At 59.7% G+C, this 25398-nt stretch carries 20 protein-coding genes and 1 pseudogene; 12 read left to right on the forward strand and 9 right to left on the reverse strand.

Annotation, left to right across the window (positions count from 1 at the left end; genetic code table 11):
• Window positions 1–157: 157 nt before the first annotated feature.
• From FHT29_RS27205 to FHT29_RS27230, 6 genes and pseudogenes are all read right to left on the reverse strand, one after another.
• The gene (locus FHT29_RS27205) at window positions 158–919 is read right to left on the reverse strand and encodes an ABC transporter ATP-binding protein (RefSeq protein WP_168600545.1); all 762 of its coding nucleotides are present in this window, start codon (window positions 917–919) and stop codon (window positions 158–160) included.
• Entirely contained in the window at window positions 916–1956 is a 1041-nt protein-coding gene (locus FHT29_RS27210; RefSeq protein WP_168600546.1) for an iron ABC transporter permease, read from the reverse strand. The genes FHT29_RS27205 and FHT29_RS27210 overlap by 4 nt, the downstream gene beginning before the upstream one ends.
• Window positions 1953–2978, reverse strand: a complete 1026-nt coding sequence (locus FHT29_RS27215) for an ABC transporter substrate-binding protein (protein WP_037200935.1) — start codon at window positions 2976–2978, stop codon at window positions 1953–1955. Before FHT29_RS27215 ends, FHT29_RS27210 begins: the two co-directional genes overlap by 4 nt.
• 541 nt (window positions 2979–3519) lie before the next feature.
• A pseudogene (locus tag FHT29_RS34720) lies at window positions 3520–3727 on the reverse strand (IS6 family transposase); the annotation flags it as partial.
• A gap of 61 nt (window positions 3728–3788) precedes the next feature.
• The gene (locus FHT29_RS27225; protein WP_168600547.1) at window positions 3789–5144 is read right to left on the reverse strand and encodes a GntP family permease; all 1356 of its coding nucleotides are present in this window, start codon (window positions 5142–5144) and stop codon (window positions 3789–3791) included.
• Between the two features lie 48 nt (window positions 5145–5192).
• A complete protein-coding gene (locus FHT29_RS27230; RefSeq protein ID WP_246703146.1) occupies window positions 5193–5756 on the reverse strand; it encodes a gluconokinase in 564 nt (187 codons plus the stop codon).
• Window positions 5757–5944: 188 nt separating this feature from the next.
• Here FHT29_RS27230 and FHT29_RS27235 point away from each other — a divergent pair, with 188 nt between their 5' ends.
• Window positions 5945–6961, forward strand: coding sequence for a LacI family DNA-binding transcriptional regulator (locus tag FHT29_RS27235; RefSeq protein WP_168600548.1), 1017 nt, complete (start codon window positions 5945–5947; stop codon window positions 6959–6961).
• A gap of 473 nt (window positions 6962–7434) precedes the next feature.
• On the opposite strand, the gene FHT29_RS27240 is transcribed toward FHT29_RS27235, so the two are convergent.
• A complete protein-coding gene (locus FHT29_RS27240; RefSeq protein WP_168600549.1) occupies window positions 7435–8298 on the reverse strand; it encodes a DeoR/GlpR family DNA-binding transcription regulator in 864 nt (287 codons plus the stop codon).
• 197 nt (window positions 8299–8495) lie between these two features.
• Between FHT29_RS27240 and FHT29_RS27245 the strand changes: the two genes are divergently transcribed.
• Together FHT29_RS27245 and FHT29_RS27250 are read left to right on the forward strand one after the other, a co-directional pair.
• Entirely contained in the window at window positions 8496–9281 is a 786-nt protein-coding gene (locus tag FHT29_RS27245; protein WP_168600550.1) for an SDR family NAD(P)-dependent oxidoreductase, read from the forward strand.
• Between the two features lie 55 nt (window positions 9282–9336).
• The gene (locus FHT29_RS27250; RefSeq protein ID WP_168600551.1) at window positions 9337–10422 is read left to right on the forward strand and encodes a questin oxidase family protein; all 1086 of its coding nucleotides are present in this window, start codon (window positions 9337–9339) and stop codon (window positions 10420–10422) included.
• 17 nt (window positions 10423–10439) lie between these two features.
• On the opposite strand, the gene FHT29_RS27255 is transcribed toward FHT29_RS27250, so the two are convergent.
• Window positions 10440–11954 carry an NAD(P)/FAD-dependent oxidoreductase gene (locus tag FHT29_RS27255; protein WP_246703147.1) on the reverse strand — a complete coding sequence of 505 codons (1515 nt, stop codon included), beginning with the start codon at window positions 11952–11954 and terminating at the stop codon, window positions 10440–10442.
• Between the two features lie 410 nt (window positions 11955–12364).
• On the opposite strand from FHT29_RS27255, the gene FHT29_RS27260 reads away from it, so the two are divergent.
• From FHT29_RS27260 to FHT29_RS27300, 9 genes are all read left to right on the forward strand, one after another.
• Entirely contained in the window at window positions 12365–13660 is a 1296-nt protein-coding gene (locus tag FHT29_RS27260; RefSeq protein ID WP_168600552.1) for a sugar ABC transporter substrate-binding protein, read from the forward strand.
• 162 nt (window positions 13661–13822) lie between these two features.
• Window positions 13823–14737 carry a sugar ABC transporter permease gene (locus FHT29_RS27265; RefSeq protein WP_210255558.1) on the forward strand — a complete coding sequence of 305 codons (915 nt, stop codon included), beginning with the start codon at window positions 13823–13825 and terminating at the stop codon, window positions 14735–14737.
• A 5-nt stretch (window positions 14738–14742) separates the two neighbouring features.
• Window positions 14743–15564 (forward strand): carbohydrate ABC transporter permease, encoded by an 822-nt coding sequence (locus FHT29_RS27270; protein ID WP_037200926.1) that lies wholly within the window; start codon window positions 14743–14745, stop codon window positions 15562–15564.
• A 10-nt stretch (window positions 15565–15574) separates the two neighbouring features.
• The gene (gene ugpC / locus FHT29_RS27275; RefSeq protein ID WP_168600553.1) at window positions 15575–16720 is read left to right on the forward strand and encodes a sn-glycerol-3-phosphate ABC transporter ATP-binding protein UgpC; all 1146 of its coding nucleotides are present in this window, start codon (window positions 15575–15577) and stop codon (window positions 16718–16720) included.
• The gene (locus tag FHT29_RS27280) at window positions 16717–17403 is read left to right on the forward strand and encodes an isochorismatase family cysteine hydrolase (RefSeq protein ID WP_037200923.1); all 687 of its coding nucleotides are present in this window, start codon (window positions 16717–16719) and stop codon (window positions 17401–17403) included. Before ugpC ends, FHT29_RS27280 begins: the two co-directional genes overlap by 4 nt.
• A complete protein-coding gene (locus FHT29_RS27285) occupies window positions 17396–18031 on the forward strand; it encodes a cysteine hydrolase (protein ID WP_037200921.1) in 636 nt (211 codons plus the stop codon). Before FHT29_RS27280 ends, FHT29_RS27285 begins: the two co-directional genes overlap by 8 nt.
• Before the next feature lie 10 nt (window positions 18032–18041).
• Window positions 18042–19874 carry an allophanate hydrolase gene (gene atzF, locus FHT29_RS27290; protein WP_168600554.1) on the forward strand — a complete coding sequence of 611 codons (1833 nt, stop codon included), beginning with the start codon at window positions 18042–18044 and terminating at the stop codon, window positions 19872–19874.
• A gap of 118 nt (window positions 19875–19992) precedes the next feature.
• The gene (locus FHT29_RS27295; protein WP_037200917.1) at window positions 19993–20793 is read left to right on the forward strand and encodes a BtpA/SgcQ family protein; all 801 of its coding nucleotides are present in this window, start codon (window positions 19993–19995) and stop codon (window positions 20791–20793) included.
• A 15-nt stretch (window positions 20794–20808) separates the two neighbouring features.
• Window positions 20809–22308 (forward strand): FGGY-family carbohydrate kinase, encoded by a 1500-nt coding sequence (locus FHT29_RS27300; RefSeq protein ID WP_037200914.1) that lies wholly within the window; start codon window positions 20809–20811, stop codon window positions 22306–22308.
• Between the two features lie 219 nt (window positions 22309–22527).
• Here FHT29_RS27300 and FHT29_RS27305 read toward each other — a convergent pair.
• A partial coding sequence (locus FHT29_RS27305; protein WP_168600555.1) for a VCBS domain-containing protein occupies window positions 22528–25398 on the reverse strand: 2871 nt, incomplete at its 5' end.

The raw sequence follows: 25398 nt of genomic DNA on the forward strand, positions 1-25398 counted from the left end.
ATCTGCACACTCGCCTCGTTCCTATGAGCTACCTTCCAGTGCAATCGCCAGATAATGGCGGATAAATCAGGCAGACGGTTCGTACTGGTGTCCTGCGCCCCCATCTGGAGCGGCGACCACAGCATCACGAGAGCCGCGACCTTGCCACCGCGAGGGGTCACCGTAGATAGTGGATATGCGGCCGAGAGTGATGCTGTGAAATTTCGATCCGGGCCTCCACCGAGAAGATGTTCTTCAGGAGGCTTTCCGTCAGAACTTCCTCCGGTATGCCAGAGGCCACGATCCTGCCCTGCTGCATGACGATCAGCGTGTCACAGAACATGGCGGCATGGTTGAGATCGTGCAGGGCGACGATGCTGGTGATCGGCAGGCCGGAGACGAGTCGCATCAGGCCGATCTGGTGCTGGATGTCGAGATGGTTCGTCGGCTCGTCGAGGATCAGTTCCTGCGGCGACTGAGCGAGCGCCCTTGCGATATGGGTGCGCTGTTTCTCGCCGCCCGATAGATTCTGCCAGCGCTCGTCGCGTTTCTCCGCCATGCCGGCACGCGCGAGCGCACTTTCGACCGCTTCTTCATCAGCCCTTGTCCAGCCCGAGAACATCGACCGGTGCGGAAACCTTCCGAGCTCGACGACATCGACGACCTTCAGATTGGCATTCGTCGTGGCATGCTGCTCGACGAAGGCAATGCGCCGGGCGATCGAGCGGCGGCTGATCGTGCCGATATCGCTGCGGTCGAGCGTGACGCGGCCGGCATGCGGCCGCTTCAGGCCGGCGAGAAGCCGCAGCAGCGAGGTCTTGCCCGAGCCGTTCGGTCCGAGCAGGCCGAGCATCCGGCCGGGCTGCGCCTCGAACGAAACGCCGTCCAAAATGGTCTTCCTGCCAATTTTCCAGGTGAGGTTGTCGGCCTTGATGCTCATGACGTGCGCTGGAACCGGTAGAGGATGATGGAGAAGAAGGGAACGCCGACCAGCGCAGTGACGACGCCGATCGGCAGGATCTGGTTCGGAATGAGGGCGCGCGCGGCGATGTCGGCGAGCACCATGAAGATCGCGCCCCCGACGGCGCAGGCAGGCAGCAGACGGATATGGAGCGGCCCGACGACAAAGCGGGCGACATGCGGCACGACGAGGCCGACGAAGCCGATCGACCCCACCATGCTGACTATCGTCGCCGTCATCATGGCGGTCAGAGCGAAGAGCACCAGGCGGGCGCGGCCGACATCGACGCCGAGCGAGGAGGCGGCCTCGTCGCCAAACGCGAAGGCGTCCAGCACGCGGGCATAGAACAGACAGGCGGCGAGGCCGAACCCGACGACGATCGAGACCAGTGCGAATTCCGGCCAGCGTACGCCGCCGAAACTGCCGAGCAGCCAGAACATGACGTCGCGGGCCTGCTGTGCATTGGCCGATGTCGTGACGATATAGGAGGTCGAGGCATTGAAGAGCTGCGATGCGGCCACACCGGCAAGGATGGTGCGGTCGGCGCCGCCGCGCGTGCCGTTCGACAGCAGCGCGACGAAGAAGAAGGCTGCGAAGGCGCCGGCGAAGGCGCCGGCCGACAGCGATACCGCGCCCGAGCCGACGCCCAAGATGACGATCGCGACGGCGCCGGTGGAGGCGCCGGCGGAGATGCCGAGCACATAGGGTTCGGCAAGCGGGTTGCGCAGCAGCGACTGCATGATCGCGCCCGACAGCGCAAGGCCCGCGCCGCAGAAGGCGGCGACGAGCGCGCGGCTCAAGCGATAATCCCAGATAACAGTCTCGTGGATGCGGTTCAGCTCGACCGCGGTCCATCCGAGCCGGTTGGTGACGGCCGAAAATGTGGTCGCAAGCGGGATCGGCAGGTCACCGATCCCGACGCTGACGCCGACGGCGATCGCGATCAGGCAGAGGGAGGCGAGCAGCAGTGCTATGACCGCTCCCAATTGCCGGAAGACACTGCCCACTTTCGTCACTTCAGCAGACCGAGAGCCTTCAACTGCTCGGCCACCTGCTCGGCGCCGTAGATCGTGCGGACGGTCGGGTTCATCGCCTGGCCGTCCATGACGACGATCGCCTTGTTTTTGACGGCCGGGGTCTGGCTGACAGCCGGGTCGGTGTTCAGGAACTTGATCTTGGCCTCCGGCTTGTCGAGTTCCCAACGATTGCGGTCAAGACTGGCAACGACGATCACATCAGGATTGGCGGCGATGATGCCTTCCCAGCCGATCGTCGGCCATTCCGCTTCCGCTGTTATCGCATTATGCCCGCCGAGCAGGTCGGCAATGAAGCCGGAGGCGCTGTTCTTGCCGCCGACATAGGCATCGGCCGACGGGCTGGGACTGGAGAACCAGAAGACGTAGGACAGGTTCACGCCGTCCTTGGAAACGCTGGAGCGAAGCTTGGCCTCACGCGCCTTGAAGTCGGCGATCAACGCCTGACCGCGATCGGCGACATCGAAAATCTCGGAGAGTTCCGCGATCTCCTTGTAGAGAAGATCCATGTTCCACAGCTCGCCACGGCTGCCGTACTGGTCCTTGACGTCCTTGGTGCTGAGGCAGGTGCTGGGCGAGAGATAGGTGGCGACACCGACCTTGTCGAAATCCTCGCGCTTGGCGATCTTGCTGTTCGGTCCGACCAGGCTCGGCAAGGCCACCGCCACGAAGTCGGGATTTTCGGCGAGCATCGACTCAAAGGTCGGCATTTCCAAGGTCAGGAGCTTGATTTTGGCATTGGCCTCGGCGAGCTGCGGCAGGATCTTGCTCGGCCAGAAGGCGGTGCCGACCATTTTGTCCTGAAGGCCAAGCAGAAGAAGAATTTCGGCGCTGTTCTGGCCAAGCCCAATTGCCCGCTCAGGCGCTTTCTGGAAGGTGACCTTGGCACCGCAATTGTCGATGGTCAATGGATAGCTGGTCGAGGCTGCGGACACTTCTGTCGTGGCGATGCTCAGAGCGGCGCAGAGGCTTGAAATAGCGAAAAGTAATTTCAGTATTTTCACGGGAAATCCTGATCGAGTATAGGCGAGCGAGCCGCGGCGGAAAAATGTCGGCGCGATATAGCCCATTTGTCAGGCTAAAAACAAGAGTATTATTATCATATTTTAGCTCGTAAATTCGATGGTAGACAGGCAAAAGGAGCAATATGACGCTCTCCTATGTCAGCCAGTTTTCCAGTCAAAGCAACGACTAAGACCGAATGGCCAAGGTTCTCCCATCGGTTGCTGGAAGGGAATTTCGACGGGAAGCTTACATCGACCAAGTGGGCGAAATTGACGAATGCATCCCAGGACAAGGCCTCACGTGACATCGCAGACCTCTTGGCTAAGGGCATCCTGCGGAAAGGCGAGGCCGGCGGCCGCAGCACAGCTTACGAACTGGCTTTAGATCTCGATACGGACTGCCAATTCCGATCCGAGTAAGATCGGCGCGTATGCTTCGTCATCCGGCTCGCTTCTTACATGACTACCAGCGTCTTGCGTATCGTCTGACCGCGCGACCGCATGGACAGGCATTTGTTCGCATTCCTCCGAGCCGCCCGGATGAGCGCTGGCGGATCTCGTTAGCGAAGGTGCGCCCGAATTTCTCCGCCCACAGTCGGATCGTCCGATGCGAAACAACGATCTCCGGGCCGCCAGCATGTCCTCGACCATCCGCAGGCTCAGCGGAAAACGGAAGTAAAGCCACTCCCCGTGGCGATGATTTCGGCTGGAAATCGATGACGGCGGTAGATGGGCTCACGATCTGTCATGCCCCATCATCGCTCATCAAATTACAAACTCGCTTAAGTACGATGCCGCCGTCATACCGACCTAAACGACAAGTGACAGCAGCAAGATGAAGCCGAGGCCGACGACGGAGATGATCGTTTCCATAATACTCCAGGTCTTGAATGTCTCGGCAACCGTCATGTTAAAGTACTGCTTTACCAACCAGAAACCAGCATCGTTGACGTGGGAGAAGATCACCGATCCAGCGCCGGTTGCCAGTACAAGCAACTCGCGGTTGACGCCGGGGACGAGGGATATGACCGGCATGACAATCCCCGCGCCGGTGATTGTCGCAACCGTTGCCGAGCCCGTGGCGACGCGGATGACGGCCGCCACCAGCCAGGCGAGCAGGATCGGCGACACGGATGCCTGAACGGCCAAATGGCCAATGACGTCGCCGACGTCACTGGCAACGAGCATCTGCTTGAAGCCGCCGCCAGCACCGACGATGAGCACGATGGAAGCGACCGGCGCAAGACTGTCGTTCAGCAATTTGATGATCTTGTCGCGCGAGAAGCCGCAATTGGAACCGAAGGTGTAGAAACTGACGAGGAGCGCCACAAGCAGGGCTGCAATCGGGTGGCCAATCAGGTCCATCCAGACGCGTACGGCGTTGTGCTCGGCAAGGGCGATGTCGGCGAGCGCCTTGAGAAGCATCAGGAACACCGGCATTAGGATCGTGATAAGCGTCACGGTGAAGCTTGGCATTCTGGCTGTGTCCACGTCATCGCGCACGAATTGCTCCATCAATTCCGGCGACGCTTCGCCCGGAATTCTCTTGGCGATGAATGAGCCGTAGATTGGCCCGGCGATCACAGCCGTCGGCAAGCCGACGATGAGGCCGTAGAAGATCGTCTTGCCGATATCCGCCCCGAAAACGCTAATGGCCAGCAGCGGGCCAGGGTGAGGCGGCACCAAACCATGGACGACCGAGAGACCGGCGAGAAGCGGAATTCCGACCTTGACGAGCGACACGCCCGACCGGCGCGCGACGATGTAGACCAGCGGCACGAGAAGTACGAAGCCGATTTCGAAGAAGAGCGGTAGCCCAACGAGGAAGGCTGCGAGCATCATCGCCCAATGCACCCGTTCCTTGCCGAAGGTGCGGATCAATGTCTGGGCGATCTGGTCCGCGCCGCCCGATTCCGCCATGAGTTTGCCGAGCATTGTGCCAAGGCCGAGCACGATGCCGACAAAGCCAAGGACCCCGCCGAAACCGTCCTGAAAGGACTTCATCACCAGGTCCGTCGCCATGCCGGAGGTGAGCCCCAAGAAACCCGCGGCGATGGTCAGCGCAATAAATGGGTGAATCTTGAAGCGCGTGATGAGAAGGATAAGGCCGATGATGGTCGCACCAGCATCAACCAGAAGATAGGTCTCTCGAGTCAGTCCGAGCATTGAAATTCCTCCGCGAAAAGTTCCGATTTGGACAGACGCCTGTCTGGTTTATGCTTTGAGCGCGCCGGATTGGGCCTTTGCCGGCTGCATCGGCCTGCCGCCGTCAGCAACTGGTGTCCGCTGCCACCACGCGACCGCGCCCCGCGCGATGTCCACGATGGGCAAGTTTGCGTCGACGGGATACACGTTCGCCTCGCCATGAGGCGGTTCGAGGGTCGCAAACTGGCTGTCGACGAGGCTAGCGGGCATGAAATGGCCCGGCCGGTGGCTAACGCGCTCGCCAGCCACCTGTCTCGTCATTTCCAGAAACACGAAGCCGAGGTCGGGCGTCTTGCCACGCAAAATGTCGCGGTAGCTTTTCTTCAGCGCCGAGCAGGCAAGCACGGGCCGCTCGCCGTTCCTGACGGCGTCCTGTAAGATTGTCGCAAGGCGCGCCAGCCAGCCAGCCCGATCCTCATCGGTGAGCGGATGGCCCGCGCTCATCTTTTTGATATTTTCTTCCGGATGAAAGGAGTCGCCTTCGATCATCGTGCCGTTAACGGCATCCGAAATCGCTTGGCCGACGCTGCTTTTGCCGCAGCCTGAAACGCCCATCACCACTATGGCCGGCATCCTACCCATAATATCCTCCTCCGAGATAGCGCTATCTCATCCTTTTGAAGCAAATCGCCGGCAGAAGCCTGGCCGATTCAAAACGCGAGAATCGACGCTGTTTCCTCCCGCAAAGACGCCAAAACGACTTTGAGATAGCGCTACCTTATTAATCATTGTAAGATTTGGCAAGTCGGAGGAGATTCGTCATGAAAGACAGACCGTCGCGCGCCACCGGCCGGCCGACGCTTGCGCAGGTCGCAGCCCGCGCGGGCGTGTCGCAGATTACGGCCTCACGGGCGCTACGCTCAATCGCAACGGTCGACCCGCAATTCGCAACCAGGGTCCATGACGCCGCCAAGGCACTGGCATATGTGCCCAACCCGGCGGCGCGGACGCTTGCTTCGGCGCGCAGTCATTCGATCCTTGTGCTTGTTCCCGCCTTGTCGAACCATCTGTTCATCGAGACCCTGGAGGCCATCCAAGATGTGCTGCGCCCGCGTGGGTTTGAGGTCTTGATCGGCAACTACCACTACCGCCAGGATGAGGAAGAAGAACTTATTCGCAACTATCTCTCGCACCAGCCATGCGGCATTCTGCTGACCGGCTTCAATCGGAGCGAGACCGCCGCACGGCTTCTGGCAAATGCCGGGGTGCCTTGCGTCTACATGATGGAACTGCGGCACGAGGAGGGCATCGTCTGTGTCGGCTTTTCACAAGAAGCGGCCGGCGCCAAGGTTGCCGAGCATCTTCTGTCGCGGGGACGGCGAAAACTGGCTTTTGTCGGAGCCCAGCTTGATGCCCGCGTTCTCCAGCGTCGCGATGGTTATCAGCAGGCAATCGCCCGGGCTGGTCTTCCCCCGGCGTTCGAAATCATGACGCCGGAACCGTCCTCGGTGGAACTTGGCGGCGATCTCTTCAATCGGCTCTTGACGGAGCATCCAAACACAGACGGGATCTTCTTTTGCAACGACGATCTTGCCTTCGGGGCATCCTTTGAAGCCCTACGCAAGGGAGTGGCAATCCCCGAGCAGATTTCGGTGGTCGGATTTAATGATCTGCCGGGAGCCGGACAGATGGTTCCGCGCTTAACCTCCGTTCGTACGCCCCGCGCTACCATCGGACAGCACGCCGCCTCAAGCCTTCTTAGCCTTCTCTGTGGGGAAACGCCGGAGGTCACGGCTTTAGATCTGGGTTTCAAGCTTATCGTAAGGGAAAGCAGTTGAACCGTGTAAACGTGAGATCGGCGAATTCCGTTTGCGACGAAACAAAACTGACCATGGCAGCTTGGGGACGTCATGTCTTCCCAAAATCCCTCACCGTCCTGACCGACGCCGATCTTGGCATGCGTCAGGAAGCTCCTAACCCGAGCGCATGAACGGTCGGCATGGCGAGCAGCCAGCGGAAAGTGATAGGGCCGACCATTTCGGCCACGGTCTTGACGTCGTCATTCTGAGGGACAGCCGCCAATCTGGCTACATTCTCCTAGGCGCCGCCCATTACGTGGAGTAATCGCGGCGATGCCGTTCATGCGCTCGTCCACGGACATCGCGACCTGATAGAGCGGTGCTTCAAATCGAATGCAGCACTTCTGGCGCTTCGCAATACGCCATGACTGAAGAACCACTCGCTTCTCAAGCTTTGCCTTTCTCGCCGCGGAATGATCTGGAGACTGTGAATGTCGATTGGTCCCAACGCTTCACGCGGCCACGATGATCCGGACACCATGCTGGTTCAATGCGGCGGCGAGGTCGGCCGGGGGGGCTGCATCCGTGACAAGAACACTTACCTTCTCAAGCGGCACGATGCGCGACAAAGCCCGGCGCCCGAATTTCGATGAATCACAGAGAACAATGACGCTGCCGGCGCTGGCGATGAAGGCGCGCTTCACCTCGGTATCCTCGGGAGAATAATCGTAGAAGCCATTGGCATCCACGCCGGAAACACCGATGAACACTTTATCGAGAAAATGGCTCTTCAAACCCTCGACTGCCTGTGGTCCGATCACCGAATATTCCGGCACGCGAACCTGGCCCCCCAGAATGTAGACGGTGCTCTTTCCTTCCGCCATCAACATGCTGACGCGCAGATTGTTGGTGAACACGCGCAGATCCCGGCGCGGCGCCAGGGCGCTTGCAAGCGCCAGAATGGAGGTCCCGACATCAAGGCCAACGGATTCGCCCGACGCGACCAACTTTGCCGCCGCTGCCGCAATCGAGGATTTCTCCACCGCCTGCCGACGCATGCGCTGTTCGAACGGCGGCTCGTCTTCATCGAAGGTCGGCGCCGCCAGCGGACCCGCGGCGACCGCGCCGCCATGCGTGCGCTCGAGCAACCCGCGCTTTCCCAGGAGATCGAGATCGCGGCGCACGGTCATACCGGAAACGCCGAGCTCATCGGCTAGACTTGCGATCGACACGAAGTCGTTGTTTTCGAAAGAGGCGATGATGCGCGCGTGCCTTAGCGCCGCTGGAACCCTTTCCGTGCGGCCCTCGCCGTCACGCCCGGGGTTGGCCTCGTGGTCTGCGTCTGACTTGATGTCTGAGGGTCGGCCGTTTTCCATGTTTGCTTCCGTGAATACGCCGACAAAAGAGCGCGGGTGGTTCTCCCGCTGTACCTGGCCGTCTTTCCACCGCCGGAGGTTCAGCTGATGTTTGTGCCTAACACAAGCGCACGCGTGAATAAAGGTTGTTTTTTGTTATATAATGTTCAAAAGTGCAACAAATCGTCAAACGGCACATTTTCGGAATGTACTCAGTCATGGAGGCTTCATTGTCGGAATTCGCAGGAAAATCAGTCGTCGTCACTGGAGGTGCATCCGGTATCGGCGCGGCAATTACCAGAACCTTTCACGCAGAGGGCGCACGGGTCACGATCGTGGATCTCGATGCGGGCCGTGCTGCCGCTCTTGCCAGCGAACTGGGTGACAATGCCTTTTCCGGAGGCATTGACGTGCGCGATCGCGGCTCTGTGCAAGCGGCGATGGATGCCGTGATCTCCCAGCAGGGTCGCATCGATATCCTGTGTGCCAATGCCGGGGTATCGACGATGCAGGCTTCCGTCGATCTGACGGACGAGGACTGGGATTTCAACATGGACGTCAACGCCAAGGGTGTTTTTCTGTGCAACCAGATCGTTGTTCGCCATTTTCTGGCGACGGGCAACAAGGGTGTCATCGTCAATACCGCTTCGCTCGCCGGGAAAGTCGGCGCGCCGCTGCTGGCGCATTATTCGGCAAGCAAGTTCGCTGTTCTCGGCTGGACGCAGGCGCTTGCGCGCGAACTTGCGCCCACTGGCATCCGCGTCAATGCCGTATGCCCGGGCTTCGTGCGCACGGGCATGCAGGAGCGCGAGATCATTTGGGAAGGCAAGCTTCGCAACATGACACCGGACGAAGTGCGCCAGGAATATGTTACCCTAACGCCGATGGGTCGGATCGAGGAGCCGGAGGATGTGGCGGTGGTCGTCCGTTTTTTGGCCTCAGATGGTGCTCGCTTTATGACTGGGCAGGGTATCAACGTCACTGGCGGCGTTCGCATGGACTGATGTCGTTGCGTTGTTCGGACGATGAAATAGGGCGGGGAATAAAAGGACGAAGACAATGGGACCGAGCATTCAGATCGCCGCCAACACGCAGACGGGTGCATCGAGTGGCATCTGTCGTCACCCCAGGGCCAGTGCGCGGCTGCGGCCATTGATTGCGGAGGTTGGCCAGCGCAGCGGCGAATTTCCGGATTTTCTTGCCAATCACCTGCCTATGGTGCTGGAAGCCATGGGCAGGCTTGGTGCGACGCCGGAGCGACTGGAGGCCTACGCCCGTCACTATACGCTCGCCCATGCCGTGCCGTTTCCACCGCCGGCTATTGCATCGCTAACCGATCAGACATGGCGATCGGCACTTGGCCAGCGCGAGCGGGAAACTGATTTGCGCGACTATTTCGCCGACGTGGTTTCACGTATCGGCGGCAGCCAGGCCATCCGTGACCATCTACCCACACTCTTGCCCGGTGTCGCGGCGTCAGCCACCCACGGCCTGATGCGCCTCGCCTATGCCGTGATGCGCCGTGACGAGACGGAGATCGGCATCGCGCTGGGTTATTGGGCCGCGACTTATCTTGCCTTTCCGCCAACCGCCGACGCCCCGACAGTGACGGATCCGTTGGAGCAGATGCTCTCGATGCAAGCCGAGCCTAGCCTCAGGAACATTTCTGTTTCCTCGACGCTTCTGTGGAAATGGATCGAGGCCGCCGGCCGGATTCCGGCGTTTCAGCGGCACCTCGGACAACTCGTGCCGGCCGACGATCTTCTCGTCCGGATACGACAGGCCTCCCTGGCACTTTATGCGGGCACGATGAGTTTCGAGGCACTTCACGCGCTGACCGGAAGCCATTGGCTGCGCCTCGTCAGCCCGCATCTCGATAGGCCACAAACCCTGGCAACGCATTTCTGGGAGGTGGTGCTGTCGCTATACACCAAGATCGGCATGCCAGATTTGCCCAGTGCGGAGATGCTGGACGCATGGCGCGCATTGCCCGTACCACCCGACGAGGCCATAGCTTCCGCTGCGGTTGCCTCTGACGATGAACACGATCATTCCCTCGTCTTTTCCGCGCTCGAGGAATATCGCCACACCGGCGACCCGCTCTATCGCGTCGTCGCCGCACGCAGGGTCGGGCTTATCGACTGACACTGCCGGCGTTGGAGCTATGGTCCGGGGTCAAAGCCCGGCACCATCTGCGGCTCGAAATGTACTTTGTCGTAAGCGTCCAGCGTTTGGTAAAACAGATCTGCATCCTGCAGGAACAGTCCACGGCAGATACCGGCCACGAGCCTGGGTACGCCGGATTTAAGCCCGGTAATGCCGTTGCACACCGGCCCGAGGCTCGGGACGGCAGCGCTGTTGAAGATATGGATGTCCCGCAGCAACGGCGACTGACCGGCTTCCTTCTCCAGAAATTCGAAGGCGGGGCCGAGATAGGGGTAGGCGAGGAGACTGTCATCGGCTTCGCCGGCTGGCGGGGTGAAACGGTCGCCCCACGTGGCCACTGCGTCGATGATGCCACAAAGTTCCGGCCTGCGCCGGAGATCGACGGTATAGCCTGTTCCGAGCAAAAGGTGGTCGAAGACGAAATCGGCGGCGGCGGTTGACACGGCGATATCTCCATCCTGCATCCGCAACGTTTCGAGCCTAGCACCCATCACAAGCTCGCATTCAGGAAAGCGCATGGCTCGCTCGAACATTTCCGTAGTCGGCGGGGTCTTAAAGGCGAACATTCGGCGCGCGAACCGGTAGCGACTGATGTCGTCGAGGTCGGCGTAATGATTGAGGAAACCGGAAAAATTCGACCAGTCGAGAACTTCTGTGCGAGGCAGACTGCGCGATCGCGCCAGAACGGTCACGGATTTGGCACCTGCCTCAAGGGCTGCGACCGCCCAGTCGAAACTGGATGCCGCCGCGCCGATCACGCCGACTGTCCTGCCCGACAGAAAGCCCATATCGATGGTCTCGCCGCTATGCGTCCAGCGGTCGCGCGGCAGAGCATCGGAGATCGCAGCCGGTACATGATGCCCGCCTGCGCCTTCCATGCCGGTCGCCAAAACGATCTTGCGGCAGGTCATCATGCGCTCGATGCCGTCCTTTTCCACTCGCGCGGCCAGGTGACCATTGCGGATCTCGATGCCGAGAAGGTTTGTCTCGTTTTCAACATCCATGCCAACGGCACCGCGAAACCAGACGAGATAAGCCATCCAGTCGCCCCGTTCGATCTTGTCGAGTTTTTCCCAGCTTTGCGTGCCGTAGGCTGCTTCATGCCATGCGCGATAGGTCAGCGAGGGGACGCCGAGGTCGGGGCCTGTCAGCGTCTTGGGGGACCGCAGCGTGCGCATGCGCGCCGTATTGAGCCATGGACCCTCTCTGCCTGCAGGCGCGGTGTCGATAACCTTTACGCGCGTAAGACCTTGTCGCATCAGACCGAATGCCAGCGACAGTCCCGACAGGCCGGCGCCTACGATCACCACGTCATCCATCACCCGGCTGTTTTCGTCCCGACGCTCGGGAACCCATTCCCGCAAGGGCGCTTCGATGGCCGCCAGTTCCTGGTGGACACGTTGTTCAAGCCGCAGGAGCGCATCGTCCCGTGCAGCTTGTGACGTCACGCCGTCCGTCGCGCTCTGCACATTGGCCGGCGACGCCGCCGGAGTGCTCGTTGCCGTCCACATGTCCCTGATCTCCCTCGAGCCTGTGTCGAGAATAGATGGTGCAGGAAAGTTGTAAAGTGTGTGATTATGTTATTTTCTTTCTCCCTGCTCGTATTCTTGTCTTCAATTCACGCAGGAAATGATCTGCGCGCGCTCCATTGGGAGATCAATCTTCTCCGATCGATAAAGGAGATCAATTCTTAGGCATCGATTTTATTCCCTGGTTTTGCGGAGGATTTTCATTCCTATTCAAAAAATGTCGCAAGAAAAAGCAGAGAGTGATGATTTTTTCATCACTGCGCGGAACTAATAATCATCGATGTTCAATTTAGTTATATTTTCACATTTAATGTGAAATTTTGTTTGACAGCGGCTGAGGCTCAGATAGCGTCGCGGCAGATCTTCAATCTCCAAGGAAGGGCTGGACGCATATGACCATGATCTCCGCATTCCCGATGCCCAAGGCGACCCGCCTGTTGAGCATCGGATTGGTGACGCTGATGACATCGGCGGCTTTTGCATACGCCAAACCGCTGGATGGGGTGACCCTTACCCTTGCGTCCCAGAACGATCCGTTCGGTGCCGTACTGACCAAGCTCGCCGCCGAATTCAAGCAAGACACCGGCGCCGACCTCAAGGTCGAAGTCATGGACTATGGGACTTTGCTCACCAAGACGACCGCCGATTTCGTCGGCAATACCAAGGGTTACGATCTCGTCACCATGGACATCGTATGGGCCGGCGCCTATCAGGAAAACGGCTATTCCGTCGATCTGACCGACTGGGTCAAGCGTGATGCCGCGGAATTGGACCTGGACGATATCTACCCGGTCATTCTTCAATCGCTGGGTCAGTACAAGGGCCACTATGTGGCCTTCCCCTTCGCGGCCTACGCCAATGTGCTTGCCTATCGCAAGGATCTGTTCCAGGCAGCCGGTCTCTCAGTGCCAACGACAGTCGACGAATTGGTGTCCGACGCCAAGAAGCTCACCGACCCTTCCAAGAAGCAATACGGCTTCGTGGCCAACGGCCAGAAAGGTCCGGCCGTCGCACAGGACTGGATGCAATATAACAACCAGATGGGCGGTTCCATTCTCGACAAGGACGGCAAGCCGGCGCTCAACTCTCCCGAGAACGTCAAGAGTCTGACCGTCTACAAACAGCTGTTCGTCGAGACCGCACCTCCCGGTGCCATCGAATATGATTGGGGCGGTCGCGAGGAAAGCTTCCGTCAAGGCACCGCGGCCATGATGCAGACTTGGTCTGTCGGTGCGCCGGGCTATTCGGACCCTGCCTCATCGAACGTCGTCGGCAAGGTCGGCATTACCATCGCACCGGTCGGCAAAGGCGTTTCGCCCCAATATGGCGTCGGCGGCTGGGGCATGGCGATCAATGCCGATATCGATCCAAAACAGAAGGAAGCCGCCTGGACCTTCATCAAATGGCTCGTCAGCAAGAAGATTCACAAGGAGTTCAACATGAACGGCGCCGGCTCCTTCATGCGCAAAAGCGAGATGACCGATCCGGACCTGACGGCCAAGTTCGACTTCCTGCCTGTCGTTGCCAAGACCTATGAAAACGGCAATGGCGACTACCGCCCGCGTATCCCGGAATACCCGGAAATCCAGGACATCCTCGGTGCCGCCGTGAACTCCGTTCTGGCGGGCGCTGCTGAACCGCAGGCAGCCCTTGATGAGGCCCAAGTGGAAGCCAAGAAACTGTTCTAGGTTTCACGTGCCCGTTCAGCGATATTAGGGCTCCCCGCCGCCAACAGGCGGGGAGAGGGCATTCAAACGTGCATTGCGTTGAAAAAACTCAGGATTGAAATCGAAATGAACCAGCCATTCCTCGCCACCGGCGAAGATGCCAGCCGACCGCGGCAAGCCGGCATGGGTCTCTTCACGATCGGCCGCAGTTTTTCAGATCGTCGCCGTTTCTTCCTGTTCTTCATGGCGGCTCCGGCCGTGCTTTATGTCCTGGCCATTGGTGTCTGGCCTTTGGCGCAAGGCGTCTGGTACAGTTTCTTCAACTACAATCTGCTGCGTCCGGCCCGCACCAAATTCATCGGTCTTGGAAACTACATCGAAATATTCTCGGACCGTTCCGCGCTGCAGGCGATCGTCAATACGTTCGAGTTCACGATCGCCAGCGTGAGCCTCCAACTGATCTTGGGATTTGGCCTCGCACTGCTTTTATGGCGCGACAGCCGCTTCAACCGTGTGGCGCTGGCTTTCCTGCTGGTTCCCGCCACCATCACGCCGCTGGTCGTCGGCCTCATTTTCAAGGCGCTTCTGGGGGCTGACTACGGCCTTGTCGGCTATTTTCTAGCGCAGGCCGGTATCGGCCCGCGAACCGGATTTCTCACCGACGCGGGGACCGCACTCTGGGTGCTGATCCTCATCGATTGCTGGGAATGGACACCGCTGATGGCGCTGATCCTGCTTGCAGGACTTAAATCCTTGCCCAACGATGTTCTGGAGGCAGGTCGCACCGACGGCGCCACAGCCTTGCAGCGGTTCACCCTTCTCATCCTGCCGCTGATGCTTCCTTCCATATTCCTCGCGCTCATGCTGCGGATGATGGACGCGTTCCGGGTATTCGATTCCGTGTTCGTTACGACTGGCGGCGGGCCGAATGACGCGACCAACACGCTGATGGTGCTGGCAGTCAAGGAGGGCCTGCAGTTCTTCAACGTCGGTTACGCCTCGGCGATCGGCAATATCACTCTGCTGTTCATCGCCATCATGGCCGCCGTGCTTCTGCTCGTCGTGCGCCGTGCCGATGTCCGGATCAATGGGAAGTGACGCCGATGTCCAACGCTTCGACCCGACAGATCCTGTTCGAGCGGACTGCCGTTCTGATCATCACGATGCTGTTTCTATTGCCGGTGCTCTGGCTGATCACCACGGCCTACAAGCCGTCCAACCAGATTTTCTCGATTCCACCAAAGCTCGGTTTCCAACCGACGCTAGACCAGTTTAGAAAAGTATTGACCTATTTCGATGTCGTCTCGCTGCTGCGATCCTCCATCGTGATCAGCCTTGGTACCACCGTTCTTTCGCTTCTTCTTGGGGTGCCTGCTGGTTACGCGCTGGCACGGTCGCGTTCCCGCTACGCCAGTTTCTTTGCCTATTTCTTCCTCGCCATCCGCATGGTTCCAGCCATTGCGGCCCTCATCCCCTTCTATCTCATGATGCGCGACATAGGACTGCTTGGAAGCTGGTGGGCGGTGATCATCATCAATACCATGCTCAACTGCGCTTTCGTCACCTGGATGATGTTTTCTTATTTCCGCGCCCTTCCGCGAGATATGGAAGAAGCTGCAATGACGGACGGCTGCACGCAGATCGGCGCATTTTTGAAGGTCGCGGTCCCCGCTGTTCGCTCCGGCATTATCGCCTGCATCCTCTTCTGCGTGATGTTTTCGTGGAACGACTTCCTCTACCCGATGTTTCTGACGACGCTCGATTCCAAGCCGATCTCGGTGGCCCTCCTGACCGCCTACGGCACCAAGGATGTGACCTGGGGGTCGCTTGGCGCGCTGGCGCATTTCTCCACCATTCCGATTGTCCTGATGGCGCTTTTCCTGAACCGCTACTTCGTTCAGGGCGCGACCAACGGCGTACAATAGGAGCCGATCGATGGCCCAGATTTCCTTCGAGAATGTCTCCAAGACCTATGAGGGCGGCCATTCCGCGCTGCATGGGCTGAATCTCGACATCGTCGATGGTGAATTCATGGTTCTTGTGGGACCGTCCGGCTGCGGCAAGTCCACGGCGCTGCGCATGATCGCAGGCCTTGAAGACATCACCGGCGGCACCCTCAGGATCAATGGTCAGGTGGCAAACGATCTCGCGCCGCGCGACCGCGATATCGCCATGGTGTTCCAGTCTTATGCGCTCTATCCACATCTGACAGTTGCCGACAACATCGCCTTCGGCCTCAAGGTCCGCAACGTCAGGCGCGAGATCATCGAGAAGAAGGTGCGCGAGACTGCGGCACTGCTTGAACTCACAGAGTATCTGGATCGCAAGCCTGCCCGACTGTCCGGTGGCCAAAGGCAGCGCGTCGCCATGGGTCGCGCGCTGGTGCGCTCCCCCCATGCCTTTCTCATGGATGAGCCACTCTCTAATCTGGACGCCCGCCTTCGCGGCCAGATGCGCGCGGAAATCGCCAAGTTGCAGCGTATGAGCGCGGTCACGACCGTCTATGTCACGCACGATCAGGTCGAGGCGATGACCATGGGGCATCGGGTCGCAGTGATGAACAAGGGCACCCTCCAGCAGCTCGACACCCCCCGTCGTCTCTATGACAAGCCCGTCAATCTGTTCGTTGCCAGCTTCATCGGCTCGCCGCCGATCAATTTCATGGAAGGCACCATCGCGGCGGAAGGCGGAAGGCCGGTGGTTCAAGCCGGAGCGTTCGCCCTGCCGCTCGGCGCAGCCGGCGAGCGTTGCGAGATCAGGTCAGGCCGCAAGGTGATCGTCGGCATCCGGCCCGAGGCCCTCAAGCTCACAAGCGATACCGGCGCGGCGGGCACGATTTCGGCGCGCGTCGCCTTTGTCGAGGATCTGGGGGCAACGCTTCTGGTTCATCTCGATGTTCAGGATGCCACCATGATCCATTCCACCGTGATCGAAGAGGAAAAGGATCTCCTGTCGGTCCGTCCGCGTCTGAGATCGATGATCGACAGTGGCCGTTCGGTCACGGCGGGCGAGACGCTGACCTTCTCGGTCGATCCGTCGGCCATCCACATCTTCGACGCGGAAAAGGGCATGGCACTATGAACGAACGCCCCGTATCAAGCTTCTGGCCACTTGGCGGCACGTCAGTCAAAAGCGCGATGGCGATTATTCTCATCGACATGCAGATCGATTTCTGCGCGGCCGGCGGCTGGATCGATCAGCTCGGCGAAGACGTTTCCAACACTCGCGCCGTTATTCCGCCCATTAGCCAGGCACTTGCAGCCGCAAGGAGCGCCGGCATCGCCGTTATCCACACGCGCGAGGGGCATTTGCCTGATCTGTCCGATCTCCACGCCAACAAACAATGGCGCACCCGCGTTCATGGGCTGGGGATCGGCGATATGGGCGCCATTGGGCGGATTCTTGTCCGTGGCGAGCCTGGATGGCAGATCATCCCGGAACTCGCACCACAGGCCGACGAATTGGTGATCGACAAGTCCGGAAAGTCGGCGTTCCATCAGACCGATCTGGAGGTGGAACTGCACAAGCGTGGCGTCTCCCGTGTGGTGATCACCGGCGTCACTTCAGACTGCTGCGTGCAGTCGACCATGCGGGATGGTTTCGAGCGTGGCTTCGAATGCGTCTTGCTCGAGGATTGCACGGCGGCGGTCGAGACACCGAACCATCTGGCGACGCTTGAGATTCTCAAAGCTTACGGCGGTCGTTGGGGTGGGGTTTCTTCCCTTGCCGCCTTCCAAACCATGCTGGAGCGCGCCGATGTCTGATCTCGGAGTCAGACCCTTCGGCCAGATTGAAGCCGTGCCATATCACTGGCCTTTCGACGGATATTGGTCACCGGCCGATAGCGCCCTGTTGCTGCTCGGCTTTCAGCGAGGCACGATTTCGGCACTCTCCGCCGCGCCGGCTTTTACGGTGGCGCTGCGCCTGTTGGCGGCCGCCCGAGACCGCGGCCTGTTCGTTGCGGCATCGCGCCGTGTCGCCTTGCCCGATGGTGACATGGTCGCCCGCCGCCGTCATACCATGGGCGATGTCGTCCCGGCCGAAGGCTCCGACGACTGGGCTTTTCCGCCACAACTCGTTCTGCCGCACACCGCTTTGGTGATCGATCATCCCGGCGATAACGCCTTCTACAAGACAACCCTCGAAAAGCAGTTGAAGGCCCGTGGCGTTCGCAATCTTCTGATTGCCGGATTGCCGACGGAAGGTCTGGTGCACGCCACCCAGCGCACCGCCAACGATATGGGTTTCGAGTGCCTTGCCGTTTCAGATGCTTGCCAGGGCACGAGCGAGCCGCGCCACACCGCGCAATTGCGCATCACCACATTCGGCAATGGCCTCTTCGGCACCGTTGCCGCCGCCGCCGCTGTCCATGCGGCACTGACAAAAGCTTGAGGAGCGTTCCATGTCCAAGCCAGACTGGTCTGCCGCAACCGGCAGTCTCGATCTCGACACATTAACCGAGGCCTACGCTGCCGGCACACTGACGCCAACTATTGTCATCTCCGCCATCTATAACCGTATCGCCTCGCGTGGTGACGATCACGTCTGGATTCATCTGATATCGCGAGAAGACGCATTGAAGGCCGCGGCAGCTCTTGAAGCTGAGGGTTATGATGGGCGGCCCCTTTGGGGCATCCCGTTCTCGGTCAAGGATTGCAACGACGTTATCGGCTTGCCCACCACAAATGCGCTGAAAGAAAGCGCATACGTTGCCACGTCCAGTGGGCAAGCGATCACCCGGCTGTTCGATGCTGGCGCCATCCTGATCGGCAAGACCAACATGGACCAGTTCGGCATCGGTCTCGTCGGCATGCGCACACCCTATGGCGCCTGTTCATCGGTCTTCGACGAGCGCTACATTTCCGGCGGCTCGAGCTCTGGCTCTGCCGTCTCGGTCGCTGCCGGCCTTTCAAGCTTCTCGATCGCCAATGACGCCGCCGGGTCCGGCAGGGTGCCTGCCGGCTTCAATAATATCGTCGGCATCAAGCCGACGCCGGGTCTCGTCAGCAATGCCTGCGTCTCCGGCGGCGGCTGCGTCAAGACCATCGAGACGCTTGCGGTTTTCGCACTCACCGTCGACGACGGCATGAAGGTGACGGAGCTGATCGCCGGCTATGACCCTACCTATCCGTTTTCCAAGCCTGAAGCGGACGCGGTCAAACTGACGCCCGCTGCGCCGCCGCCACGATTCCGCTTCGGCATTCCGAACGGGGCTGCCCTTCGCTTCTTCGGCGACACCGAGGCCGAGCGCCTGTTTCGCGAAGCCGTTGCTCGGATGCAGGCCCTAGGCGGAGAGGTGGTAGAGGTCGATTTCACCCCCTTTGAGGAAACGCAACGCATTCTCTACGAAGGCCCCTGGATTTGCGAGCGCGCCCTCAGTCTCGATGCCGTGCTGGAAGAACACCGCGATGCCATTCACCCCGTGAAACGGCAGATCCTTTCCAATTCAGGCAAGTTCACGGCCCTCGATACTTTTGCAGCCATCCACCGCATTGCCGAACTCAAGCGCGACACGCGGCCCATCTGGGAGGATATTGCCGTCCTGATGGTGCCGACGACACCAACCATCTACACGAAGGATGAGATCGCCGGCGACCCGATCGCGTTGAACGCCAGGCTCGGCATCTACACGAACTTCGTCAACCTGATGGGCCTCTGCGGCATTGCCGTCCCCAACGGTTTCCGCGACGACGGATTGCCGTTGGGCGTGACGTTTCTCGCGCCAGGGTTCGAGGAGGCCAAAGCGGCGGGGATCGCCGCTGCTTTCCACCGCGCCACGGGGCTTCCGCTCGCCATGTTCGACAATCCCTACCCCAACACTGCAGCCCGGCCGCTCGATGAAGATTATCGCGAGATTGCCGTAGTCGGTGCCCATCTTTCCGGCATGCCGCTCAATCACGAACTGACGACACGCGGCGGCGTCTTCCGGCGGACGGCCAAGACAAGCAATGCCTACAGGCTCTATGCCTTGAGTGGCACCGCACCACCCAAACCGGGTCTCATCCGCGCGAGGGAGGGCGGCGGTCCCATCACGGTCGAAATCTGGGCTTTGCCAGCTGCCGGCTTTGGCGATTTCATCGCCCGTATTCCGGCTCCCCTGGGCGTCGGAAAGCTCTCGCTTGAGGATGGCACGGAAGTCACCGGCTTTTTGTGCGAAAGCACGGCCATCGCCGGTCAGCCCGACATCACCGTTCATGGTGGCTGGCGTGCCTACCGCCAGAGCGTTGCGGCTTAGGAATGAGGGGCGAACTCCACAGACTACCCGATAAACTCGAACTCTGGAAACACGCATATGCCTGACCCCGGCTTATCTCAATCCGGATATCGGCATTCCTGCAAGGAAGGAAAAAACAATGGTCTTTGATTGCTTTGGCGACCGCAAGAAGGTCGTGATCTCCATGGCGCATATTGGTGCGCTTCCCGGCTCGCCGCTCTATAATGCGGACGGCGGCGTTCAGAAGCTGATCGACGACGTCATGACGGATGTCGAGAAACTGCAGGACGGCGGAGTCGATGCCATCATGTTCGGCAACGAAAACGATCGACCCTATGTTTTCAAGGCTTCCCCCGAAAGCATCGCCGCGATGACTGCCATCGTTCAGGCGATCAAACCCGCCATCAAGGTTCCCTTTGGCGTAAACTATCTTTGGGACCCGTCGGCAAGCGTCGCCATCGGTGCGGTGACCGGGGCGAGTTTCGTGCGGGAAATCTTCACCGGCCTGTTTGCCTCTGACATGGGGTTATGGCAGCCGGACTGCGCGAGCGCATCGCGACTTCGCAGTTCGCTTCGTCGCGACGACATGAAACTGCTTTTCAACATCAATGCCGAATTTGCCTATTCGCTCGATCAACGACCCATCGCACTGCGGGCCAGAAGCGCGGTATTCTCATCGCTCGCTGACGCGATCCTGGTGTCCGGTCCGATTACCGGTCAGCCCGCCGAACAGTCCGACTTGCGCTCGGTCTGCGAGGCCGTGACGGACGTGCCGGTCTTCGCAAACACCGGCGTCAATCTCGACAATGTCCGCGATGTCCTATCCATCGCGCAAGGCGTGGTGATCGGCACGCATTTCAAGATCGACGGCAATACGTGGAACGCCGTTGACGGCAGTCGCGTCAAGCGGTTCATGGATTTGGTCGAAACGCTGCGCTAGATTGGAGATTGGCGAATGACCATGGTTCTTGGCCTCGATATCGGAACGACCTCGACCATCGGCATTCTGCTGCGACTGCCCGACAAGATCCTTGCCACCGCGTCCCGTCCCGTTTCCCTGCGATCACCGCAGATCGGCTGGGCGGAGGAGGATCCCGCTGAGTGGTGGGAAAACGTTCGCTCGATCGTTCCGGAGCTTCTGGAAAAGAGCGGGGTGCAGGCAAGCGACATCATGGCAATCGGCACGACAGGCATGCTTCCGGCCGTGGTGCTGCTCGATTCTGCCGGGACGGTAATCCGGCCTAGCATCCAGCAGAGCGACGGACGTTGTGGTCTTGAGGTAGGCGAACTGAAGGTCGAATGCGATGAAGAGGCATTCCTGGCAAAAGCGGGAAACGGCATCAACCAGCAGCTCGTTACGGCTAAGTTGCGATGGATCGAACGCCATGAACCAGAGAATTTCAAGCGCATTTCGGCGGTTCTCGGCTCTTACGACTATATCAACTACCGGCTAACGGGCGCGCTTGCCGTGGAGCAGAACTGGGCACTCGAAGCGGGATTCGTCGATATTACGCGGCACGAGATCGACGACACCCTCGTCGCACTCGCGCATATACCGCGCTCGGCCATCCCGCCGAAGCGAGCGTCGCACGCGATCACGGGTCAAATCGATGAAAGAGGCGCGCGCGAGACCGGCCTTGCGATCGGAACTCCGGTCGTTGCCGGAGCGGCCGACATGATCGCTTCGGCGCTTGGCGCTGGCGTCGTCGACGCGGGCGATGTGCTTCTCAAATTCGGCGGCGCCGTCGATATTTTGACGGCGACAGATGTCGTGCGCCCAGACACCCGCCTTTTCCTCGACTACCACCTGGTGCCGGGACTTTTCATGCCAAATGGATGCATGTCGACCGGCGGCTCGGCGCTGAACTGGTTCATCGAAACCTTTGCTGGTGGGGAAAAAGAAGCCGCGAACGCCGCCGGGCTGACGATCCACCAGCACCTTGACAGGATGGCGGATAAAAAAAATGCCGGCGCCGATGGGCTGACGATCCTGCCTTATCTGCTCGGCGAGAAAACGCCCATCCACGATCCCGCCGCACGCGGCGTGGTCGAAGGTCTGACCTTGTCGCATGATCTCGGCCATATCTGGCGGGCCCTGCTCGAATCCTATGCCTATGCCATCCGGCACCATATCGAGGTCCTCATCGACATGGGCCATAACCCGGTCCGCTTTTTCGTCTCGGACGGCGGCGCGCAAAGCAAGATCTGGATGCAGATCGTTGCCGATGTCCTGGAAGTTCCTGTCCAACGCCTATCCGGCCATCCGGGCTCCTGTATCGGCGCGGCCTGGACGGCCGCCATCGGTGCAGGTCTGACGGACGACTGGAGCGGCATTACCGGTTTGGTCACCTTCGCCGAACAGTTGCGGCCGAATGCGGAAAATCGGCCCAATTACAGAAAGGCGTATCGTCGCTATCGCGACGTCTACGAGAAGCTTTGTCCTCTTTGGCGGTGACAAAGGCCGCCCTGATTACCCGAGCAAGGCTCGCCGCGATGAGCGGTGCAGCGCTGGCTTCTTCTGCAAGATTGGCCCGCAAATAGGTCGACGGATCGCCGCTGAGGCAACTTCGTTGCGGCGATTGTCTAAAGATAGTTAGTCGCGGCGGCATCGACTTCAAAAAAAGCGGCGCCTTCAAAAAGCGCCGCTTCGAGATATGGATCCGACAAAAAGGCGTCAGGCGCCAGCGGTCTGCGCATGGGTGGCAAGTTGCTCGTCGTGGTTATTGAACAGCACATGCACGGCGTCGTGCCCCGCTGGCGTGTAGTTCTGCAGCGTGGCCACCACATGGGTCTCCGAGCCGGTGTTGACGCTGATCTTCGTCGAATTGGATGCTGTGTCGACCGCCGCCGTCATCGACGCGACTGCACTCGCCTCGGTCATGCCCGGATGATCGCCGACCAGCGCGTTCAAAAGGTTAGAGACATCCAACTTGTCGCCCTCTCCCTTCGGACTGAAGTCGGTAATGACATCGGCCATGTTCAGGTTGTGCAGGGCCTTGGCATCGAGCACGAATGTATCCGCGCCAGCGCCGCCGGTCATCGTGTAGCCGCCGCCGCTCGTCAACGTGTCGTTGCCGTCGGTGCCGTAGAGTTGGCCGACACCTCTGAAATCGATCTCGGCATAGGCGCCGTCGTGGCTGAGTAAGAAGTCGTTGGCCGAGTAGTCGCCAGTTAGGCCGACGGTGGCAATATGGGCGCCGTCGGTGACGATCAGCACGCCGCCGGTTTTTGCCGCGTTCTCGGTATAGGAGAAGCTTGCCGTTGCAGCGGAGATGTCGCCGAACCGCAAGGCATCGCTGCCATCGAGACCTGCGATCGTTCCGGTAAAGGCCGCCGCGTGGTCGATGGTGATGGTGGCCTGGGCGTCCGTGCTGAGGCTGATCGCCTGGCTGAACGAGCCGCCGATTTCGAGGCTGGCGTGACCCGACAGCAACACCGTGCCGCGGCCGCTGACATTGCCTTCGAGATCAATGTTCCCGCCATTCGCCCACAGTACGCCCTCATTGATGACGCTGCTGTGTATGTCGAGGCCACCAGCCCCGGTCGCCTCAAGCATGCCGGTGTTGTTCACCGCGTTGACGCCAGTGTCGATAACAAGTGCGTGGCTGCCGTCAGCAATGATCGTGCCCTCGTTGACCAGGCTCAGGTGAGCATCGCCGAGCCGACCAGCACCCGAGATAATGTTGTCAACATTGGTGAGCGTGACACTGTCACCGCTGCCGAAGATGACGTTGTGCGCATCGTCGGACAAGATCACCGTGCCGCCGCCGGTCAGCGTAAGGCCGTGCTGGACAATTTCGAAGGCCGTCTCGCTTCCCATCGAGGCGAGATGGATGCTGCCGGTGTTGTCGAGCGTACCACTGAACGGCATCAGCGCTCCGTTGGCGACCACCATGTCCCCGGCATTGTGTGTTATGACCTCTTCGTTGAAGAGGAAGTCATCCGCCGTAAGAGCGGCGGCGCTGACACCTGCCAAGGTGATGGTCTCACCATTGCCTAGCGTGATGACGGCACTGCCGGACGCATCGCTCGACAGATGGGCCAGAACGTCCGCGAAGCTGTCGAAGCCCGCAAAGCCGATTAGGTCGATCTTGTCATGCGCCACATCGAAGTTGTGCACGACGTCCTCGCCGATAGTATTTGCAAAGACCAGCGTGTCGTTGCCGCTCGATGCGGTGAGCGTATCGTCGCCCGACCAGGCGAAGATCGGCGAACCCTTGGCATAGGCTTCGACATTGTCCGCCACTGTGGCCATACCGATTGTGCCGTCCGCATTGATCCAGGTCTCTGTGATCTGGAGGACCACCGCGCCGGTTACACCATCGGGCGAGGTCACCGTCAGCGACGACGGATTATTCGTCACGACGGACCAGGTGCCATCGGCATTGTGCGTGCCCTCGCTCAGCGTCCAGCCTGCCGGTACTCCGGCAATGCTCATCGTCACCGCACCGACGTGGTTAGACGGATCGGCAAGAGCGAGATTGATCGCCTGGCCGGACATACCGGCCGGCTTGAAATTCACCACATTGCTGTCTGTGCCGGCGTTGCCGGCAAGATCGGCATAGCTGTCTCCCGAAACTGAGGCAGACTTCCAGCCGTTGTTCCAGTTCCAAATACTCGCTGTATAGATGTCCTGACCGGAGGCATTCACGCCGACATGCTTGAAGTCGTATAGTGAGTAATTATTATTTTGAGTGACATCATTGATATTGAACCCGGACACTGCCTCACTGAAGGTGAAAGTCATCACGCCGCTATTCTGCGTGATGACAAGTGTCGGGTGAGTCGTGTCGATCTTGATATCATAGACGTCGCTCGGCGAGAGCGCGGTTGGTACGCCGGCATCCGTGATCGAGGCCCGGAAGTTGTAAGTCGATCCATTCTTCAGCGTCGGTGTGGCAATATCGACGTACCCATTGCTGATATTCGCCGATGTCAAGATGACTACCGGGCCAAGCACAGTCGTATTGTTATAGAGCTGCACCGTATCCCCAGCGACGGCACCGGTTTCGCTCAGGCTCACCCGGATACCAAGGGTGGTATCGTCGGTGATCGCACCATTCGCAAGGTTGCCTTGGATCGGGCCGTAGTTGTCGGTAACGCCGATGATGTTTGGCGCCGACACAGGTTGCTTTGCGCCGTGGACGGACACAACAATATCCTGTGAAGCCGTTCCGTCCACGGAGGCAACTGTCAATTTGTCCGTAACAGTCTGGCCTGCGTTCAATGCCTGCACATTTGCCGCGGAATTGTTGAGCGCGTAGCCCCAAACCCCGGTCGTGGCATTAAATGTGAACGTACCATAGGTCCCATTCAGCGACGATGGTGTTTGGAAATGGTTCTCACCATAGTCCACATCGGCAACGTTCAACACACCGGTGGCAGTCAACTGGCCATTTTCGGTGACCGAGCCGCTTGCCGTGCCGGAGATCGACGCTGCATCGTTTGTACCATTGACCGTCACCACGACCGTCTGCGTCGTGATACCACCCTGGCCATCGCTCAGCTGAACTGTGAAGTTCTCCTGCGGATGGCTCGAAGCCGT

This window comes from Rhizobium sp. SG741 (genome assembly GCF_012275435.1).
Taxonomy (GTDB): domain Bacteria; phylum Pseudomonadota; class Alphaproteobacteria; order Rhizobiales; family Rhizobiaceae; genus Rhizobium; species Rhizobium lusitanum.

Coding starts and splice junctions, on each gene's coding strand:
- FHT29_RS27295 (WP_037200917.1), top strand. CDS start 19,993: ATGGTCTTTGATTGCTTTGGCGACCGCAAGAAGGTCGTGATCTCCATG.
- FHT29_RS27285 (WP_037200921.1), top strand. CDS start 17,396: ATGTCTGATCTCGGAGTCAGACCCTTCGGCCAGATTGAAGCCGTGCCA.
- FHT29_RS27250 (WP_168600551.1), top strand. CDS start 9,337: ATGGGACCGAGCATTCAGATCGCCGCCAACACGCAGACGGGTGCATCG.
- FHT29_RS27205 (WP_168600545.1), bottom strand. CDS start 919: ATGAGCATCAAGGCCGACAACCTCACCTGGAAAATTGGCAGGAAGACC.
- FHT29_RS27230 (WP_246703146.1), bottom strand. CDS start 5,756: ATGCCGGCCATAGTGGTGATGGGCGTTTCAGGCTGCGGCAAAAGCAGC.
- atzF (WP_168600554.1), top strand. CDS start 18,042: ATGTCCAAGCCAGACTGGTCTGCCGCAACCGGCAGTCTCGATCTCGAC.
- FHT29_RS27280 (WP_037200923.1), top strand. CDS start 16,717: ATGAACGAACGCCCCGTATCAAGCTTCTGGCCACTTGGCGGCACGTCA.
- FHT29_RS27260 (WP_168600552.1), top strand. CDS start 12,365: ATGACCATGATCTCCGCATTCCCGATGCCCAAGGCGACCCGCCTGTTG.
- ugpC (WP_168600553.1), top strand. CDS start 15,575: ATGGCCCAGATTTCCTTCGAGAATGTCTCCAAGACCTATGAGGGCGGC.
- FHT29_RS27240 (WP_168600549.1), bottom strand. CDS start 8,298: ATGGAAAACGGCCGACCCTCAGACATCAAGTCAGACGCAGACCACGAG.
- FHT29_RS27300 (WP_037200914.1), top strand. CDS start 20,809: ATGACCATGGTTCTTGGCCTCGATATCGGAACGACCTCGACCATCGGC.
- FHT29_RS27235 (WP_168600548.1), top strand. CDS start 5,945: ATGAAAGACAGACCGTCGCGCGCCACCGGCCGGCCGACGCTTGCGCAG.
- FHT29_RS27225 (WP_168600547.1), bottom strand. CDS start 5,144: ATGCTCGGACTGACTCGAGAGACCTATCTTCTGGTTGATGCTGGTGCG.
- FHT29_RS27245 (WP_168600550.1), top strand. CDS start 8,496: ATGGAGGCTTCATTGTCGGAATTCGCAGGAAAATCAGTCGTCGTCACT.
- FHT29_RS27265 (WP_210255558.1), top strand. CDS start 13,823: ATGGGTCTCTTCACGATCGGCCGCAGTTTTTCAGATCGTCGCCGTTTC.
- FHT29_RS27255 (WP_246703147.1), bottom strand. CDS start 11,954: ATGTGGACGGCAACGAGCACTCCGGCGGCGTCGCCGGCCAATGTGCAG.
- FHT29_RS27270 (WP_037200926.1), top strand. CDS start 14,743: ATGTCCAACGCTTCGACCCGACAGATCCTGTTCGAGCGGACTGCCGTT.